Origin of the sequence: Phyllobacterium sp. CCNWLW109 (assembly GCF_037203905.1) — a bacterium.
GTDB classification, from domain to species: Bacteria; Pseudomonadota; Alphaproteobacteria; order Rhizobiales; family Rhizobiaceae; genus Phyllobacterium; species Phyllobacterium ifriqiyense.
The window spans coordinates 382889-400669 of the sequence record NZ_JBBCBK010000004.1; the positions used below are offsets into that span (position 1 = coordinate 382889).

Consider the following 17781-nt stretch of genomic DNA (forward strand, 5'->3'; position numbering starts at 1 on the left):
ACTGGTTTGCGATTCCTAACGCTTCATTAAGCTTAATGATGGATAAATTCAGAATCGCCGGAAGTGTGCTTGGTTTTGCCAGCTACTTCCATCCTGTGTACTCTAATCCCATTGACGCCCATAGTGCCCCATGATATCGATTGATTTCATCAGTAGCGTTCAGTCGACACGGTGTTTCCCGACATTGGATCTTGCCATGCAGGGCCGGCATTTCGCCGGAGTTGCGACGCGCGCTTATGAGATTCTGTCTCCTCGGTTGCAGGGAGAGGCAGGGGCAGAACGATCAGAGACCCTTGAGGTCAGAACGGCGGGATTAAGCTTTGAACCGGTTCCTCGGGCATATGACGAACAGGATCGACGCAAAGGGGCGGGTTTCCGTTCCGGCTCAGTTTCGTCTGATTGTGCAGTCCGCCGGTCATACGGAGCTTTATGCCCTACGCTCTCTTCATCTTCCTGCTCTGGATGTGGGCGGACCGGAACTGTTGACCCGATTCGACAAAAAGCTGGAAAGCGAAGATCCGTTTGCGGAGACAGCGGACGATATGTCGTTTTATCTTCACGCGGACGGCGGCTTCCTCAAATTGGACGCAGATGGGCGGATTACGGTGACGGATTTCCTGCGGGAACATACGGGCATCTCCACAGATGTGACCTTTGCGGGGGCGAATACGCATTTTCAAATGTGGCAGCCGGATCAATTCGAAGCGCATCGCAAAACAGTTCGGGCCCGGCTCGCGGAAAAACGCCGTCTGGAGGCGAATTGATGACCGGTTCTGACGCGGATAATGGCTCAAAAAACGCAGATGATCGTCATGTCCCGGTTCTGCTTGATGAAGTCATTGCTGCCTTGCAGCCGGAAAAAGGCCAGCGAATTATCGATGGAACCTTTGGAGCTGGTGGTTACACCAAGCGTATTCTTGAAACGGGCGCTGACGTAACGGCAATTGATCGCGATCCTTCTGCTATCGAAGCTGGCCGTGCCCTGGAAAAAGACTCCGCCGGAAGGCTGACCCTCGTTCAAGGCACCTTTTCGACGCTGGATCAGGTTGCCCTTCTGGGTGCTCCCGATGGCATTGTTCTTGATATCGGTGTTTCGTCCATGCAAATTGACGAAGCCGAGCGTGGCTTTTCTTTCCAAAAAGATGGACCACTCGATATGCGCATGTCGAGTTCGGGTCTGAGTGCTGCTGATGTGGTCAATCGTCTCAAAATTGGCGACCTCGCGCGCATTTTCAATTTTCTTGGGGAAGAGCGCAACGCGGGCCGTATCGCCCGTATGATCGACAAGCGGCGTGCGACGGAGCCGTTTCATCGTACACGCGATCTGGCCAATGCAATCGAAGCTCTGGTTGGTCGAAATCCGAAAGTTCCGATTCATCCGGCGACGCGTGTCTTTCAGGCGCTGCGTATTTTTGTGAATGATGAGCTCGGCGAATTGGTGCGCGCATTGCATGCGGCTGAACGTGTGTTGAAGCCCGGCGGACGGCTCGTTGTTGTAACATTCCATTCGCTTGAAGATCGCATCGTTAAACGCTTCTTTGCAGATCGTTCAGGCGCAGGCGGCGGCTCGCGTCATTTGCCGCAGGTCGAGCAGCGCCGCGCCACATTTACCCCGGTTGGCAAGGGGATCGTTGCGCCGACAGAGGCGGAGGCGGCGCGCAATCCGCGGGCACGTTCCGCCAAGCTTCGCGCAGGCATCCGCACGGATAGTGCGCCGCTTGTCGAAGATCATGCGATTTATGGTTTGCCTAATCTGCCCATATTTCATGAAACCCAGTCTCAGAAGAAAATGGGGAGTTGACCAGTGCTGCGTACCTTCGACATCATTTTGATCGGGTTGATGATAGCGGCGGCGTCGATAACCTATAAGATCAAGCACGACGCCGAGAAGCAGATGAATCAAGTGACGAAGCTTGAGCGCATGATCTCGGATGAGAACGATACGATTGATCTCTTGAAGGCTGATTGGAGCCTGCTCACCCAGCCAAACCGTTTGCAAAAACTGATAGAGACCTTCCAGGGTCAGCTTGATCTTCAACTCGTTGAAGCCAATCAGATTATAGACATCAATGATCTGCCCCAACCAAAGCCGGTTGTTTTTGACTCTGTCGCAGACATCATCACCGAAGCCAGCGCCAAGAACTTGAAGCCGGATTCTACGTTGACCGGCAGCGTGGCAAAAAAGGCTAATCCCGCACCAAAAGGAGCTGCACAATAATGGCTGCTGTTTGGATCAAGCGGAAGAAGATCGATCTGGAGTCTGGAACTGCACCGGCCTTTGCCGTGGATGCAAAAAAGAAGAAATCAGGCAATCGCGCGCGCAACCGTGTTGTCATGGCCATTGCTTGCTTCATAGGCATATATAGCGTCATCGGCGGAAGACTGATCTATTACGGGATTCAGGAAGATACGACCGGATATAATGGCCCAACTGGTACGGTGCTGGCTGCGCGACCGGATATTCTTGATCGAAATGGCGAAGTCTTGGCAACCGATATCAAGACGAATTCGCTTTATGCTGAACCGAAGAAGATCATTGACCCTGATGAAGCCATTGAGCTGCTTTCGACAGTGCTTCCTGATCTCAATTTCGAGCAGACCTACAGCCGGCTGAAAAGCAAGGCAGGATTTGCCTGGTTGAAACGTGGCCTGACGCCACAGCAAAAGAGCCAGATCATGGCTCTGGGCATACCTGGCATCGGTTTTCGCACGGAGAAAGCACGGTTCTATCCAGGTGGTCCTACCGCTTCGCATATTCTTGGTCTCGTAAATATCGACAATCAGGGGATTGCCGGTATGGAGAAATATATCGACGAACATGGCCTGTCGGATCTGCGTGACGCAGGACTTGCAGACAGCCGGTCGCTTGAGCCCGTCAGGCTTTCGATTGATCTGCGTGTGCAGCATGTGGTGCGCGATGTGGTTGTTCAGGCCATGCAGAAATATAGCGCCATCGCCGCTGGTGCAGTCGTATTGAACGTCAAGACTGGCGAAGTTCTAGCCATGGCATCGGCCCCGGATTTTGACCCGAATAATCCATATAATGCTCTGGAAAAAGACCGGCTTAACCGCATGTCTGCCGGTGCCTTTGAGATGGGTTCGACAATCAAAAGCTTTACCACGGCAATGGCGCTGGATTCCGGCAAGGTCAATTTGCAAAGCACATTCGACGCGCGCCGCCCGATCACTATTGGCCGCCAGACGATCCGGGATTTCCATGGCAAGGGCCGGGTTCTTACCCTGCCTGAAGTGTTCATTTACTCATCCAATATCGGGTCGGCAAAAGAGGCCGATGTTGTTGGCATTGACGGTCATCGTGAGTTCCTGCACCGCATGGGCCTCCTTGACCGTATGGTGACAGAGCTGCCGGAAGTGGCCCGGCCAATGGAGCCAAAAGTCTGGAAGAAAGTGCATTCCATCACTATCGCATTCGGTCATGGTATGGCGACGACACCCTTGCAGACTGCGGTTGGAGCGGCTGCTCTCATGAATGGCGGTCGCCTGATGCCTCCGACATTCCTGCCGCGTACCATGGAAGAAGCCAATAAAGTCGCCAAACAGGTCGTGAGCGAAAAGACCAGCGAAGATATGCGTTATCTGTATCGTCTGAATGCTGAAAAAGGTTCCGGTGGTTCGGGTAATCGCGCAACGGTGCCTGGCTATCGCGTTGGCGGTAAAACCGGGACAGCGGAAAAAGTCGTCAATGGACGGTACTCCAAGGATGTCAGGTTCAACGCGTTTGTCGCCGCATTTCCGATCGATAAGCCTGAATATGTGGTGTTGACGATTGTAGACGAGCCGAAGGCCGAGGCAGGTAAAATCGGCGCTACTGCCGGTTTCAATGCAGCGCCTATGGTTCAGGAAATCATCCGCCGTTCAGCCTCTTTCTTGGGCGTGCAGCCGGATTTCAACGAAGAACAAATATCTGCTCCAATGATGGTGAACTTTAACCAATAACACTCGGAAAACGAATCAATAAGAGGCGTTTTTCAACCGAACTCATGGGAAAGAACAGGTTCCGGTCCGGCCATGAAATTGAAAGAATTGAACGGCATCCCTGCCTTGGCAATCTCCGAATTTGGGGAAAGAGCCATCACTGGTCTGACATCGGACTCTCGACAGGTTCAGAAGGGATACGTTTTTGCCGCCCTCAAAGGGGTAAAGGCTGACGGGATAGCCTATGCTCAGGATGCTGTGAAAAGAGGCGCGTCGGTTATCATCGCGTCGAGTGGCGCCAAGCTTGGAAATATTGGTGCGCCGATCATTTATGTCGATGATCCGCGCCGTACACTGGCGCTTGCCGCGGCGAGTTTTTATGGAAGCCAGCCTGATGTGATGGTCGCTATCACCGGGACGAGCGGGAAAACCTCCGTTGCCTCCTTTACGCGGCAGATCTGGGCGCAGGCAGGTTTCGCATCCGCCAGCATTGGCACTACAGGCGTCATCTCGCCGACACGCGATGATTATGGTTCTCTGACAACGCCGGATCCGGTTGAACTCCACAAGCTGTTGAGTGAACTTGTGGAGGAAGGCGTTACCCATGCGGCTATGGAAGCGTCATCTCACGGTCTCGATCAGCGCCGTCTTGACGGTGTAAAGCTCACAGCCGGTGCGTTCACCAATCTCGGCCGAGATCATATGGATTACCACCCCACGGTCGAAGAATATCACGCGGCCAAGCTGCGGCTTTTCACAGAACTCCTGCCGAAAGGTGCGCCCGCGGTCATTTTTGCCGACGATCCTTTTTCCAAGGCGACAATCGCCGCAGCGGCCGAAGCTGGCTGCAAAGTATTGACTGTCGGTCGCAAGGGCGAATTCATATCGCTGAAGCGGGTTGAACATGAACGTTTCCGCCAGCACGTTGAAGTGCATATTGCGGGCGAGATTTATGAAATAACATTGCCGCTCGCCGGTGATTTCCAGGTCGCCAATGGGCTCGTTGCTGCGGGTCTTGCCATCGCAACGGGCGTTCCGGCAGCAGCGGCGATGCGTGGCCTTGAGCGTCTCAAGGGCGCTCCGGGACGGCTTGATCTGGTGGGAGCGACGGAAGAAGGCGCGCCCGCCTATGTTGATTATGCGCACAAGCCTGATGCGCTTGAAAATGTACTGACGTCAGTGCGCCCATTTACGACTGGCCGCGTTATCGTGGTCTTTGGTTGCGGTGGCGATCGTGACAAGGGCAAGCGTCCGATGATGGGCGAAATCGCTACGCGGTTAGCAGATGTCGTTATCGTTACGGACGACAATCCACGCTCTGAAGTGCCCGCAACCATACGCGCCGAAATTCTCGCGGCTGCTCCCGGAGCCCGCGAGATCGGCGACCGGCGCGAAGCTATCCGCGAAGCCGTTGCAATGATGAAGTCGGGCGACACCTTGATCGTTGCGGGAAAAGGTCATGAAGAAGGCCAGACTGTCGGCGACGTCGTGCTGCCGTTTTCGGACCACGTTGAAGTAGCTCAGGCATTGAAAGACCGTATACCACAGGAGGGCGGTATATGAGTCTTCTATGGTCTTCCGATGCCATGATCGCCGCCATGAATGGCAGGCCGGTCGGTAAACTTCCGGAGGGCATCACCGGCATTTCCATCGATACGCGGACATTGCGCGATGGCGAGGCGTTTTTCGCAATCAAAGGCGACGCCTTGGATGGTCATGACTATGCCACCGCCGCAGTTGCAGCGGGTGCGGCGCTTTTGGTCGTTGCAGAGGCCAAATTGCCTGCTCTTGGCAAGCTGAAAGCTCCTATGATTGTTGTGGACGATGTTTTGGCCGCTATGACGCGGCTTGGCATTGCCTCGCGCGAGCGCTCTCACGCACAGATTATTGCGGTAACTGGCTCCGTCGGCAAGACGACAACAAAAGAAGCACTGCGTCACGTTCTTTCCGAAGTCGGTAAGGTTCATGCCTCAGTTGCATCGTTTAATAATCACTGGGGCGTGCCCCTGACGCTTGCACGCATGCCGCAGGACACGGATTACGGCGTCTTCGAAATCGGAATGAACCATGCCGATGAGATTCGTCCGCTGGTTAAAATGGTGCGCCCACACGTGGCGATCATTACATTGATTGCTCCGGCACATCTTGGCCATTTCAAAAACCTTCAGGAGATTGCGACAGCCAAGGCGGAAGTTTTTGAGGGCCTGCTGCCCGGTGGCTATGCTTTGCTCAATCGCGACGACAAGCACTACAAGTTTCTGGAGAAACTTGCGCTTGAAGCCGGTGTCGAGCACATCAAATCCTTTGGTGAGAATGCCAGGGCTGATTATCGGCTGATGAAGCTCAAACTGCACGACGCCTGTTCGTGCATGACTGCGCGGCTTGCCGGCGAAGAGGTTGTCGCAAAAGTTGGCGCACCTGGCCGCCACATCGTTCAGAACGTTCTGGCGGTGCTCGGTGCTGCACATCTCACAGGCGCTGATATGGCCAAGGTTGCCCTGGCGCTTTCATCGCTTCGCGCTGAAAGCGGACGTGGTGAGAGACACACGCTTGAGATCGCAAAGGGCACATTTACGCTAATTGACGAGAGCTATAATGCAAATCCCGCATCAATGCGCGCAGCTGTCGAACTTCTCGCGTCTGCAACCCCGACGGGCAAAGGGCGCCGTATTGCCGTTCTAGGCGATATGCTGGAACTGGGAAAACAATCGCCCAGGCTGCATGCCGAGCTGTCGTCAGTTATTGCAGCAAACAATATCAACATGGTTTTTCTCGGCGGACCGGAGATGGCGGCGCTGAAAGCAGCCATGCCGGTTGAAATTCGTGCCGAATACAGGCAGAGCGTGGAAGAGTTGCAACCGCAATTGCTGAATACGATCAGAGCTGGTGACGTGATCATGATCAAGTCGTCCAAGGGGACCGGCTTCTCCCAGATCGTCAAAACGCTCTTGCAGAAATATAACACCGCCGAACCTCTCGCTCCTGCCGAGTGAGCCTGCGGGGGATGGGGAAAGGGCACTAATCAATGCTTTATTATCTTGCCGGCCTGGCGGAACAGCTACAGTTTCTCAACGTGTTTCGTTATATCACGTTCAGGACCGGCGGGGCGCTGATTACCTCCGCGCTCATTGTTTTCCTTTTCGGGCCACGGATCATTGATTCCTTGCGCGTCCGTCAAGGTCGCGGCCAGCCAATACGCGCAGATGGCCCACAGACCCACTTCAAGAAGGCCGGTACGCCAACAATGGGCGGACTGATGATTATGACGGGCATTATCATTTCATCATTACTCTGGGCCAACTGGTCCAATATTTATGTATGGGTTGTGCTGCTCGTCGCCTTGGGTTTCGGTGCAATCGGCTTCTATGATGACTATCTGAAGGTCAGCAAGCAGGCGTCCAAGGGTTTTTCCGCCCGCGCGCGTCTTGGCATCGAATTCCTTATTGCAGCCATTGCCGGTCTGACGATCATGTGGGCAGGGCAGGAGCCTTTCTCCTCGTCACTCACATTTCCTTTCGCCAAAGAGTTTATACTCAACCTTGGAATTTTCTTCGTTCCGTTTGCAGCCTTCGTCATGGTTGGCGCGGGCAATGCAGTGAATTTCACCGACGGTCTTGATGGTCTGGCAACAGTCCCGGTCATGATTGCTGCTGCCTCCTTCGGCGTCATTGCCTATCTGGCGGGTAACGCGATTTTCGCGGACTATCTGCAGATTCACTTCACTCCCGGCACGGGTGAACTCGCCGTCGTGCTCGGTTCTGTAATTGGAGCGGGGCTCGGCTTCCTCTGGTTCAACGCGCCGCCTGCTGCGATTTTCATGGGTGATACAGGTTCGCTGGCCCTTGGCGGATTGATCGGCGCTGTCGCTGTCGCTACCAAGCACGAGATCGTGCTTGCCATTATCGGCGGCGTTTTCGTCATGGAAGCCATGTCCGTGATCATCCAGGTTGCCTCGTTCAAAATGACGGGAAAACGGGTTTTCCTTATGGCGCCGATCCATCACCATTTTGAAAAGAAGGGCTGGACCGAAAGTCAGGTCGTGATCCGTTTCTGGATCATTGCCGTGATCCTCGCGCTCATCGGTCTTTCAACTCTGAAACTGAGGTAGGGCTGCAAGTATGATATCTGCCCACTCCATGAAGGACAAAACCGTCGCGCTCTTTGGGCTCGGCGGTTCGGGCATTGCAACGGCCCAAGCCATTATTGCTGGTGGTGCGAGGGTTATTGCGTGGGACGATAATCCTGACAGCGTAATGCGCGCCCAAGCCGCAGGCGTTACAACCTCTGATTTGCGTAATGTCGATTGGAAACAGTTTTCCTCTTTTGTCTTGTCCCCAGGGGTCCCATTGACCCATCCGCGTCCGCATTGGAGCGTTGATCTTGCGCGGGCAACCGGGGTCGAGATTATCGGTGACATAGAATTATTCGTGCGGGAGCGTAATCTTGTCCTCGCAGATAGCCCGGGTGCGGAGATACCGTTTATCGCCATCACCGGCACGAATGGGAAATCCACTACTACTGCTCTTATCGCCCACATCATCAAATCATCGGGCCGTGACGTGCAACTTGGCGGCAATATCGGCACAGCAATCATGACGCTGGATCAACCGGAAAACGGGCGTATCTATGTGGTTGAATGTTCTTCATACCAGATCGATCTGGCGCCTTCGATCAATCCGACTGCGGGTATTTTATTGAACCTTACACCGGATCATCTGGATCGCCACGGCACCATGCAGCACTATGCCGAGATCAAGGAAAGACTGGTGGCGGGAAGCCAAACTGCGATTATTGGCGTTGATGACAGTTTTTGCGCTGCAATTGCCGACCGGCTGGAACGCGCTGGAAAACGTGTCGCGCGGCTTTCCAAGCGTATGCCCATAGCGGAAGGTTATTTTGCTGAAGGAAGCCAGTTGTTCCATGCCCATGACGGTGTGACGACGGCAATTGCTTCGCTTGAAGGGATAGGGTCGCTGCGCGGCGAGCACAATGCGCAAAATGCTCTTGCAGCTTTTGCCGCGTGCCGTGCGGCTGGTCTGTCGGCTGAAGAGATCAATGCTGGTCTGAGAACGTTTCCTGGTCTTGCTCATCGCATGGAGCAGGTTGCCAAGCTAGGCTCGACACTCTTCGTCAACGACTCCAAGGCGACAAATGCCGAAGCTGCAGCGCCTGCATTGTCTTCCTTTCCACGTATTTACTGGATCGCTGGTGGGCTGCCTAAAGAAGGCGGCATCGCTTCGCTGTCGGGTTTCTTTCCGCGTATCGCTAAAGCCTATCTCATCGGCGAAGCTGCCCCGCAATTCGCGGCAACCCTTGGTGATACCGCACCTTATGAGATTTCCGGTACAATTGACGTTGCCGTTCGACATGCTGCATCGGACGCAAGCAAAGACGAAGCCGGCGAGCCCGTGGTTCTGCTGTCTCCTGCCTGCGCCAGCTTCGATCAGTTTCAGAATTTTGAAAAACGCGGTGAAGCTTTCCGCTCTGCCGTTCTTGCGCTTCCGGGCGCATCACCTATTGGGGGTCTGTAATGGTAAGTCGCATTGACCGTGGTCCCGTTGCTGAGTGGTGGTGGACGATTGATCGCTTTCTTCTGGCTGCATGTCTGAGCCTGATGGGCCTTGGCATTTTGTTGTCTTTTGCCGCAAGTCCCGCTGTTGCCGAACGCATCGGGCTTGAGAGCTTTTATTTCGTCAAGCACCAGTCCATGTTCATGGTTCCGGCTGTGATCGTCATGTTTGCGGTATCGTTCATGGCGCCAAGAACGATTAGGCGATTTGCGATCATCCTGCTCGCCGGTGCGATATTTGCCATGGTGCTTGCCCTGTTTTTCGGCATTGAAGTCAAAGGCGCACGCCGCTGGATTTCGCTGGCGGGCATATCAGTGCAGCCGTCCGAGTTCATGAAACCGGCATTTGTGATCGTTTGTGCCTGGCTTTTTGCCGAAAACGAACGCCGCAAGGATATACCCGGCAATTTCTTTTCGATGGTTCTGTTCGGCGTTGTTGCTGCCTTGCTGATTGCTCAGCCCGATCTTGGTCAAACGATCCTGACTGCGGGTACATGGGGTGCCATGTTCTTCATGGCTGGTGTTCCGTGGATGTGGATCATTGCTTTGGGCGGTCTTGGTGTGGCCGGGTTCTTTGGCGCTTATACGGTTTTTCCGCACGTTGCCGGCCGTATTGACCGCTTCATGACGGGCGAGGGCGACACGTTTCAGGTTGATGCCGGACGTGAAGCCATTATCCGCGGCGGCTGGCTCGGCCAGGGCCCAGGTGAAGGAACCATCAAGCGTATCATTCCGGACAGTCACACCGACTTCATTTTCTCGGTGACTGCCGAAGAGTATGGAATCGCGCTCTGTCTCTTGATCGTTTTGATTTTCGCTTTCATCGTTATTCGCGGTCTGTCGATAGCCTTGAAGGAGCGTGATGACTTTACACGTCTTGCTGTGTCCGGGCTGGTGATCCTGTTTGGTTTTCAGTCCATCATCAATATTTCGGTCAATCTGCATCTTATGCCTGCCAAAGGTATGACGCTGCCATTTATCTCCTATGGCGGTTCTTCGCTTATCTCCGTGGCGATCTCGACCGGATTATTGCTGGCTTTGACCAGGCGCAGGCCCGAGGGTCGCCGCTCCGCAACTTTGGGAAATTCGCAGAGACCTGCCATGATGGGTGCAGGATAGCCAATGACCAAGGGAGTTATTTTTCTTGCCGCCGGTGGTACCGGCGGCCATCTTTTTCCGGCTGAATCGCTAGCTCACGATCTGATCGAAAGAGGTTGGGATATTCATCTTGCCACTGATGATCGTGCGCAGCGTTTTATCGGCCATTTTCCGGCAAGTCAGATTCATGTTGTTCGTTCCGCGACAATTGGCGGGCGAAACCCGATCGCTTTGGCGCAAACATTCTGGAAGCTTTGGCTTGGCAACCTTGATTCCCGCAGATTGTTTCGCTCTTTAAAGCCCAAGCTTGTTGCCGGTTTTGGTGGCTATCCGACATTGCCGCCACTTTACGCTGCAACCGCGCTGAAAATTCCGACGCTCATTCATGAGCAAAATGCCGTGATGGGCCGTGCCAACAAAGCGCTTGCCACGCGCGTCGATGCCATCGCCGGAGGGTTCCTCCCCGATCACGGTGGGGCTTTTTCAAGCAAGACAATTGTTACTGGAAATCCTGTGCGCCCTGCCGTGCTCGCGGAGGTAGGCAAGCCATACAAGGCATCGCAGGCACATCAGCCATTTCACTTTCTGGTTTTTGGTGGCAGCCAAGGTGCCCAGTATTTTTCGACGGCGATACCGGCAGCTATAAGTTTGCTTGCGCCGGATTTGCGGGCTCGCCTTGTCTTGACCCAGCAGGCCCGCCCGGAAGATGAGGCACAGCTTCGCGCCGCCTATCAGCATGCGGGGATCAAGGCTGATGTGGCGGTGTTTTTCACCGATATGGCACGCCGCATATCAGAATCGCACTTTGTTCTGTCCCGGTCTGGTGCTTCCACTGTTTCCGAAATCGCCGCTATCGGGCGGCCAGCCATCCTGGTGCCATTCCCGCACGCGCTCGATCACGATCAAGCCGCCAACGCGGCTGCGCTGCAGGCGGCAGGCGGAGCTGATGTCATCAAGCAGTCGGATCTTTCGCCGGAGCGTATTGCAGCGATCCTGACAAGCGCCATGAACGAGCCGACGCGTCTGGCATTTATTGCCGAAAAGGCACGTTCAACAGGCAAACCGGACGCGGCAAGGTTGCTTGGCGATCTCGCAGAGGCTATTGCAACCGGCCAAAGCGTCGAAGAATTCAAAAAAGGAGTGCGTCCATGAAGATGCCGCTCAATATAGGTCTGGTCCATTTTATCGGTATCGGTGGTATCGGCATGAGTGGCATTGCCGAAGTGCTGCATAACCTTGGCTATAAGGTCCAGGGGTCCGATCAGTCTGATAGTGCCAATGTGCAGCGTTTGCGTGAGAAGGGCATAGAGATATTCATCGGTCACGCAGCGCCCAATATCGGCGATGCAGAAGTCGTCGTGGTTTCGACAGCTATCAAAAAATCCAATCCTGAACTCATGGCGGCGCGCGAGAAATTATTGCCGATTGTCCGCCGTGCAGAGATGCTGGCCGAGTTGATGCGGTTCCGTCAGGCCGTAGCTATCGGCGGCACCCATGGCAAGACGACTACAACTTCAATGGTGGCAACGCTGCTTGATGCCGGCAAGCTCGATCCAACGGTGATCAATGGTGGTATCATCAACGCCTATGGTACTAATGCGCGCATGGGTGCTGGCGACTGGATGGTCGTCGAGGCTGATGAAAGCGATGGCACATTCCTGAAATTGCCGGCAGACATTGCAGTTGTCACTAATATCGATCCAGAACATCTTGATCATTACGGCACATTCGATCGGGTGCGTGAAGCATTTCGCCAATTTGTTGAAAATGTTCCGTTTTATGGCTTCGGCGTCATGTGTCTTGACCATCCGGAAGTTCAGTCTCTCGTCTCGCGTATCGAGGACCGGCGCGTTATCACCTATGGTGAAAATCCACAGGCCGATGTGCGTTTTGTCAATCTGGTTGTTGACGGCGCGAGTTCACGTTTCGATGTGCATATCGCCAAACGCAAGACCGGCGAAGTAACCGAGATCACGGGACTACATTTGCCCATGCCGGGCAGGCACAATGTATCAAACGCCACGGCGGCTATTGCTGTGGCACATGAACTGGGCATTTCATCGGCTGATATTAAAAAGGGCCTGTCATCATTCGGCGGTGTAAAACGGCGCTTCACGCATACCGGTTCCTGGAATGGCGTCGACATTTTTGATGATTATGGTCACCATCCGGTCGAAATCAAAGCGGTACTGAAAGCCGCACGCGATTCCGCCAAGGGCCGCGTTATCGCTATTGTCCAGCCGCATCGTTTCACACGGCTTGCCAGTTTGTTCGATGAATTTGCCTCATGCTTCAACGATGCCGATACAGTTATCGTCGCTCCGGTTTATACCGCTGGCGAAGATCCTATCGAGGGCGTTACATCGGAAACATTGGTTTCGCGGATCAAGACAGCAGCGCACAGAGACGCGCGCTACATCAATGGCTCGCAGGAAATTGCTCCGTTGATCGCTGATATTGCCAAGCCGGGCGACTTTGTGATCTTTCTTGGGGCTGGCAACATCACACAATGGGCCTATGCCTTGCCAAAAGAACTGGCGGCGCTCTAGATTTGGCAGTTGCCCTTGAGAGGGTAGAGCTGCTGAAAGGATAAAATGTCTTCACTTGTTGATGGAGAAGCCCTGCTTTCGAAGCTGGGAGACCGTTTTGCTGGTTTGCGTGGACGGCTTACGCCCAATATGGGCATGGAGAAAGTGACCTGGTTTCGCGCAGGCGGGCCCGCTGAAGTCATGTTTCAACCCGCCGACGAAGAAGATTTGGCAGCGTTCCTGAAAGCAGTTCCAGAAGAATATCCGATTCTGACCGTGGGCATCGGCTCAAATTTGCTCGTGCGGGATGGTGGCATTCCGGGTTTCGTTGTGCGCCTTTCGGCAAAAGGTTTTGGTGAAGTAGAGCGCGTGGGCGAAACGCAACTGCGTGCCGGTACGGCGACGCCTGACAAGCGTGTCGCCTCTGCCGCTTTGGACGCGGGCATTGCCGGATTCCATTTTTATCACGGCATACCCGGCGGAATTGGCGGCGCGCTGCGTATGAATGCCGGCGCCAATGGCGTTGAGACCCGTGAGCGTGTGGTTGAGGTGAGGGCGCTGGATCGCAAGGGCGAGTTGCATATCCTTTCCAATGCCGACATGGGTTATGCCTATCGTCATTCCGGTGCCGCCAGTGATCTGATTTTTACCTCTGCTCTTTTCGAAGGAATGCCGGGTGAGCGGCCGGAAATTCAGGCCGCGATGGATGCCGTCCAGCATCATCGTGAAACCGTGCAGCCAATTCGAGAAAAAACGGGCGGCTCTACGTTCAAAAACCCTGAGGGCTCATCTGCCTGGAAGGAAATTGATGCGGCAGGCGGTCGTGGCTTGAGGATTGGCGGCGCTCAAATGTCGCCGATGCATTGCAATTTCATGATCAATACCGGTACGGCCAATGGCTATGAGCTGGAGACCTTAGGCGAAACGATCCGTTCGCGTGTCCTCCAAAACTCCGGAATTCGCCTGCACTGGGAAATAAAGCGGCTTGGTCTTTTCCGTCCGAGTCAGGAAGTGCACGAATTCATGGGGCAATTGCTCTAGCCTGCACACATATTGTGCGTGGTTCGACAGGGCTCGCAATAAGGAAGGTGGTTGGATTGCATATTAGTCGCTGCCAACCTCGTAGGAAATAAACCTCCTGCAAATAATAACCTCCCTCATGGTGAGCTCGCGCGGCCGGAATTGCGCTCCTGACACATTTTTTTACACGAAATATCATTGTTGAATCATTGGGGACTTGTCAGCGAATCAACTCTCTGATTCTTTAGGGGTAAGCGTTAACTGATTTGAGTCGGCTGGTTCTGCCAGTCTTGGGTATCTGCGGTCCTGGCCGCCGGATGTGCGACGACTCATGCCTTTTTCCGCCCGCGCATGGCTGCGAGAATTTCGTGGGTTTTTAGTTTCCGGTCATGCGTCAGATGGGGATGTGTTTGAGGGGATGCCTTAATGGCGAAAAAGCATGTTGCGGTGCTGATGGGCGGATTTTCTTCGGAACGTCCCGTTTCGCTGTCGTCAGGCAATTCCTGCGCCGATGCCTTGGAGGCTGAGGGCTACACAGTCACCCGTGTAGATGTATCCCGCGATATCGCCAATGTTTTGCAAGAACTTAAGCCCGACGTTGTGTTTAACGCCCTTCATGGCCCGTTTGGCGAGGATGGTACCATTCAGGGTATCCTCGAATATCTACAGATTCCCTATACCCATTCGGGTGTGCTTGCTTCCGCTCTGGCGATGAACAAGGAGCAGGCAAAAATCGTTGCCAAAGCCGCGGGTGTGCCTGTAGCTGAAGCGAAGGTGATGGATCGTTCCGAATTCACAGCCAAGCATCCGATGAAGCCTCCTTATGTCATCAAGCCAGTGAGCGAGGGGTCGAGCTTTGGCGTCGTTATCGTCAAGGAAGATCAGTCGCATCCGCCGCAGGTCGTTACCTCCGATGAATGGAAATTTGGCGGCTCGGTGATGGTCGAGCGCTACATTCACGGGCGTGAGTTGACATGCGCGGTGATGGGCGATGTTGCCATTGGGGTCTGTGAAATCATCCCGGTTGGGCACCAGTTCTACGATTATGATTCAAAATATGTTGCAGGCGGATCAAATCATGTGGTTCCCGCAAAAATTTCACTAAAAATTTACCAAAAAATACAAACACTGTCTCTCAAGGCGCATCAGGCAATTGGATGTAAAGGGATAAGCCGGTCGGACTTTCGTTACGACGACCGGTTTTCCGAAGATGGCGAGCTTATTTGGCTGGAGGTGAACACTCAGCCAGGCATGACTCCCACATCACTTGTACCTGATATCGCCAAAGCTGCGGGGCATACCTTCGGTGAATTGTTGAGTTGGATGGTGGAGGACGCATCGTGTTTGCGTTGAAGGGCAAAAATACGCACCGCCTCGGTGCTGCGCCGATGTCTTCGGACAGGTCGGTGGCTTTTGGCCGTTTTCGCATGGTCCTGCCAAAGTTTCTTCGCAAGCCCGTCCGTGTTTTCTTGCGGGTGGTAGATGGGGAAGTTTCTGTCCCGAATCACATCGGCACAATCGGAGCGGTCGCTTTCCTTGCATTGACCGGAGCCTATGGCGCGATCTTGGGTGGTCATGCGCCGGAAGTCGTCAAGGTTACGACATCCACGTTCGGCTTTGCCATCGAAGATGTAAAAGTTGTCGGCAATAAAGAAACATCCGAGATCGATATTCTCGGTGCACTTGGCCTTGACGGCGAAACATCACTGGTAGGTTTGAGCGCTTCTGATGCGCAGGCAGCTGTCGCTGGCCTTCCTTGGGTTGAGAGCGTGGATGTTTTCAAGGTCTACCCGAATACAATCCAGATCTCGATCCATGAGCGCACGGCATTGGCTGTCTGGCAGAATGGTACGGAACTGAACGTTATTGATGCCGATGGGCGGATCATTGTTCCTTTCACCGGCGGACGCAGTGCGCTCTTGCCGTTGGTCATCGGTGCGGGTGCTGATCAGCAGGTAAAACTTCTGATGGCGCAGATGGCTGCCTATCCGAAGATTGCCCAGGATGTTCGAGCCTATGCTCGTGTGGGTGATCGCCGCTGGGATCTCGTTCTCAAAAATGGCGTAACGCTCATGCTGCCTGAGCACGGCGTTTCTGAGGCCTTGGCCGATATTGCGGGCATGGAAGCAAAGGCAGGTCTGTTGTCTCGCGATATTGCCTCTGTCGATTTGCGGTTGGATGACCGCGTTGTTGTAAAGCTGACACCGGAAGCCATGGTGCAGCGTGTTGAGTATCTGAAGGCGCGCGATAAGGCGCCCAAGCGTTCGGAGAAGCGTGTATGAGTATTCTGAACGGAAAAAGCGGATCATCAGGAACGTCTTCCGCAAAACGGACGCGTTCCTTGACGGTTTTGGACATAGGTTCGAGCAAGGTGTGCTGCATCATTGCTCGTCTGCGTCCGCGCGAGGAAAGTGCGCATTTGCCGGGTCGCACACATCGCATTGAAGTTTTGGGTATCGGCCATCAGAAGTCGCGTGGCATCAAGTCTGGCGTCATTGTCAATCTTGACGCCGCAGAGCAGGCTATCCGCCTCGCTGTCGATGCGGCGGAGCGTATGGCTGGCCTGACGGTCGATTCGATGATCGTCAATATCTCGGCGGGGCGCCTGAAGAGCGAAAGCTTTTCAGCAAGCATCAATCTTGGCGGTCATGAGGTCGATCAGGCTGATATTCGCCGCGTGCTTGCTGCCGGTGCCAAGCAGGCTTTGGCAACAGAGCGTCATCTCGTTCACTCGCTGCCGATCGCTTACGGGCTTGATGGCGAGCGCGGTATCCGTGATCCGCTCGGCATGATTGGCGATACTCTTGGCGTTGATATGCATGTGCTGACCGCGGATGCGGCTCCACTGCGCAATCTTGAGCTTTGCGTCAATCGCTGCCATCTGTCCGTCGAGACAATGATCGCCACTCCCTATGCAAGCGGTCTTTCTGCTCTTGTTGATGATGAAGCAGAGATGGGCGCTGCCTGCATCGATATGGGTGGCGGCACAACGACGATTTCAGTCTTCTCTGAAGGCAAATTCATTCATGCTGATGCAATCGCCATTGGCGGCAATCACGTGACCATGGATGTGGCTCGTGGCTTGTCGGCGCATATGGATGATGCGGAGCGCTTGAAGGTCATGCATGGTTCGGCGCTTCCAAGCGCTGCCGACGACCGTGATCTCATCAGCGTTTCGCCGCTTGGCAATGATGCCCGCGATGTTCCCAATCAATATCCGCGCGCAGTTTTGACGCGCATCATTCGTGCCCGTGTTGAAGAGACACTGGAACTGGCGCGCGACCGCCTCAATCAATCCGGTTACGGCCAGATTGTCGGCAAGCGCGTTGTTCTGACGGGCGGTGCAAGTCAGCTGGCAGGGCTGCCCGAAGTCGCCCGCCGTATTCTGGCTCGCAATGTACGAATTGGCCGTCCCCTGGGCGTTACGGGTCTTCCCGAAGCGGCAAAGGGTCCGGCTTTTTCTGCAGCGGTTGGTCTTCTGATCTATCCGCAGGTAGCAGGTATTGAAGAGCGTTCTGTAAAGGCCGGTTCATCATCGCTGATGACAGGTACGGGTGGGCGTTTTCAGCGTATCGGCCAGTGGCTGAAAGAGAGTTTTTAATTAATCGGGGAAACCCAAAAGAAATTACC

Annotated in this window: 15 protein-coding genes; all 15 read left to right on the top strand. The window is 54.4% G+C overall.

Features of this window, described 5'->3' with window-relative positions; genetic code table 11:
• Nucleotides 1-320 precede the first annotated feature (320 nt).
• The 15 genes from mraZ to ftsA all read left to right on the top strand — a co-directional run bounded on the left by mraZ (nucleotide 321) and on the right by ftsA (nucleotide 17752).
• Nucleotides 321-764 (top strand): division/cell wall cluster transcriptional repressor MraZ, encoded by a 444-nt coding sequence (gene mraZ / locus V9K92_RS17325; RefSeq protein ID WP_115052539.1) that lies wholly within the window; start codon nucleotides 321-323, stop codon nucleotides 762-764.
• Nucleotides 764-1801, top strand: a complete 1038-nt coding sequence (gene rsmH / locus V9K92_RS17330; RefSeq protein WP_337354509.1) for a 16S rRNA (cytosine(1402)-N(4))-methyltransferase RsmH — start codon at nucleotides 764-766, stop codon at nucleotides 1799-1801. Before mraZ ends, rsmH begins: the two co-directional genes overlap by 1 nt.
• A 3-nt stretch (nucleotides 1802-1804) precedes the next feature.
• Entirely contained in the window at nucleotides 1805-2218 is a 414-nt protein-coding gene (gene ftsL / locus V9K92_RS17335) for a cell division protein FtsL (protein ID WP_337354510.1), read from the top strand.
• A complete protein-coding gene (locus V9K92_RS17340; RefSeq protein WP_115052542.1) occupies nucleotides 2218-3957 on the top strand; it encodes a peptidoglycan D,D-transpeptidase FtsI family protein in 1740 nt (579 codons plus the stop codon). Before ftsL ends, V9K92_RS17340 begins: the two co-directional genes overlap by 1 nt.
• A 72-nt stretch (nucleotides 3958-4029) precedes the next feature.
• Entirely contained in the window at nucleotides 4030-5499 is a 1470-nt protein-coding gene (locus tag V9K92_RS17345; RefSeq protein WP_115052543.1) for a UDP-N-acetylmuramoyl-L-alanyl-D-glutamate--2,6-diaminopimelate ligase, read from the top strand.
• The gene (locus V9K92_RS17350; RefSeq protein WP_337354511.1) at nucleotides 5496-6929 is read left to right on the top strand and encodes a UDP-N-acetylmuramoylalanyl-D-glutamyl-2,6-diaminopimelate--D-alanyl-D-alanine ligase; all 1434 of its coding nucleotides are present in this window, start codon (nucleotides 5496-5498) and stop codon (nucleotides 6927-6929) included. Before V9K92_RS17345 ends, V9K92_RS17350 begins: the two co-directional genes overlap by 4 nt.
• A 32-nt stretch (nucleotides 6930-6961) precedes the next feature.
• On the top strand, nucleotides 6962-8044 hold the full coding sequence (mraY, locus tag V9K92_RS17355) for a phospho-N-acetylmuramoyl-pentapeptide-transferase (protein WP_115052545.1): 1083 nt from the start codon (nucleotides 6962-6964) through the stop codon (nucleotides 8042-8044).
• Between the two features lie 10 nt (nucleotides 8045-8054).
• On the top strand, nucleotides 8055-9467 hold the full coding sequence (gene murD, locus V9K92_RS17360) for a UDP-N-acetylmuramoyl-L-alanine--D-glutamate ligase (RefSeq protein WP_337354512.1): 1413 nt from the start codon (nucleotides 8055-8057) through the stop codon (nucleotides 9465-9467).
• Entirely contained in the window at nucleotides 9467-10624 is a 1158-nt protein-coding gene (gene ftsW, locus V9K92_RS17365; RefSeq protein ID WP_115052547.1) for a putative lipid II flippase FtsW, read from the top strand. Before murD ends, ftsW begins: the two co-directional genes overlap by 1 nt.
• 3 nt (nucleotides 10625-10627) lie before the next feature.
• Complete coding sequence (murG, locus tag V9K92_RS17370) at nucleotides 10628-11755, top strand: undecaprenyldiphospho-muramoylpentapeptide beta-N-acetylglucosaminyltransferase (RefSeq protein WP_336439777.1); 1128 nt, start codon at nucleotides 10628-10630, stop codon at nucleotides 11753-11755.
• Nucleotides 11752-13152 (top strand): UDP-N-acetylmuramate--L-alanine ligase, encoded by a 1401-nt coding sequence (gene murC, locus V9K92_RS17375; protein ID WP_307279189.1) that lies wholly within the window; start codon nucleotides 11752-11754, stop codon nucleotides 13150-13152. The genes murG and murC overlap by 4 nt, the downstream gene beginning before the upstream one ends.
• 45 nt (nucleotides 13153-13197) lie before the next feature.
• On the top strand, nucleotides 13198-14172 hold the full coding sequence (gene murB / locus V9K92_RS17380; RefSeq protein ID WP_337354513.1) for a UDP-N-acetylmuramate dehydrogenase: 975 nt from the start codon (nucleotides 13198-13200) through the stop codon (nucleotides 14170-14172).
• Between the two features lie 405 nt (nucleotides 14173-14577).
• Nucleotides 14578-15504, top strand: a complete 927-nt coding sequence (locus tag V9K92_RS17385) for a D-alanine--D-alanine ligase (RefSeq protein WP_336439779.1) — start codon at nucleotides 14578-14580, stop codon at nucleotides 15502-15504.
• A complete protein-coding gene (locus V9K92_RS17390; protein ID WP_115052552.1) occupies nucleotides 15492-16433 on the top strand; it encodes an FtsQ-type POTRA domain-containing protein in 942 nt (313 codons plus the stop codon). The genes V9K92_RS17385 and V9K92_RS17390 overlap by 13 nt, the downstream gene beginning before the upstream one ends.
• The gene (gene ftsA, locus V9K92_RS17395) at nucleotides 16430-17752 is read left to right on the top strand and encodes a cell division protein FtsA (protein ID WP_337354514.1); all 1323 of its coding nucleotides are present in this window, start codon (nucleotides 16430-16432) and stop codon (nucleotides 17750-17752) included. The genes V9K92_RS17390 and ftsA overlap by 4 nt, the downstream gene beginning before the upstream one ends.
• Nucleotides 17753-17781: the final 29 nt, after the last annotated feature.

Coding starts and splice junctions, on each gene's coding strand:
- mraY (WP_115052545.1), top strand. CDS start 6,962: ATGCTTTATTATCTTGCCGGCCTGGCGGAACAGCTACAGTTTCTCAAC.
- murG (WP_336439777.1), top strand. CDS start 10,628: ATGACCAAGGGAGTTATTTTTCTTGCCGCCGGTGGTACCGGCGGCCAT.
- V9K92_RS17350 (WP_337354511.1), top strand. CDS start 5,496: ATGAGTCTTCTATGGTCTTCCGATGCCATGATCGCCGCCATGAATGGC.
- ftsA (WP_337354514.1), top strand. CDS start 16,430: ATGAGTATTCTGAACGGAAAAAGCGGATCATCAGGAACGTCTTCCGCA.
- murB (WP_337354513.1), top strand. CDS start 13,198: ATGTCTTCACTTGTTGATGGAGAAGCCCTGCTTTCGAAGCTGGGAGAC.
- ftsW (WP_115052547.1), top strand. CDS start 9,467: ATGGTAAGTCGCATTGACCGTGGTCCCGTTGCTGAGTGGTGGTGGACG.
- V9K92_RS17340 (WP_115052542.1), top strand. CDS start 2,218: ATGGCTGCTGTTTGGATCAAGCGGAAGAAGATCGATCTGGAGTCTGGA.
- rsmH (WP_337354509.1), top strand. CDS start 764: ATGACCGGTTCTGACGCGGATAATGGCTCAAAAAACGCAGATGATCGT.
- V9K92_RS17385 (WP_336439779.1), top strand. CDS start 14,578: ATGGCGAAAAAGCATGTTGCGGTGCTGATGGGCGGATTTTCTTCGGAA.
- murC (WP_307279189.1), top strand. CDS start 11,752: ATGAAGATGCCGCTCAATATAGGTCTGGTCCATTTTATCGGTATCGGT.
- murD (WP_337354512.1), top strand. CDS start 8,055: ATGATATCTGCCCACTCCATGAAGGACAAAACCGTCGCGCTCTTTGGG.
- V9K92_RS17345 (WP_115052543.1), top strand. CDS start 4,030: ATGAAATTGAAAGAATTGAACGGCATCCCTGCCTTGGCAATCTCCGAA.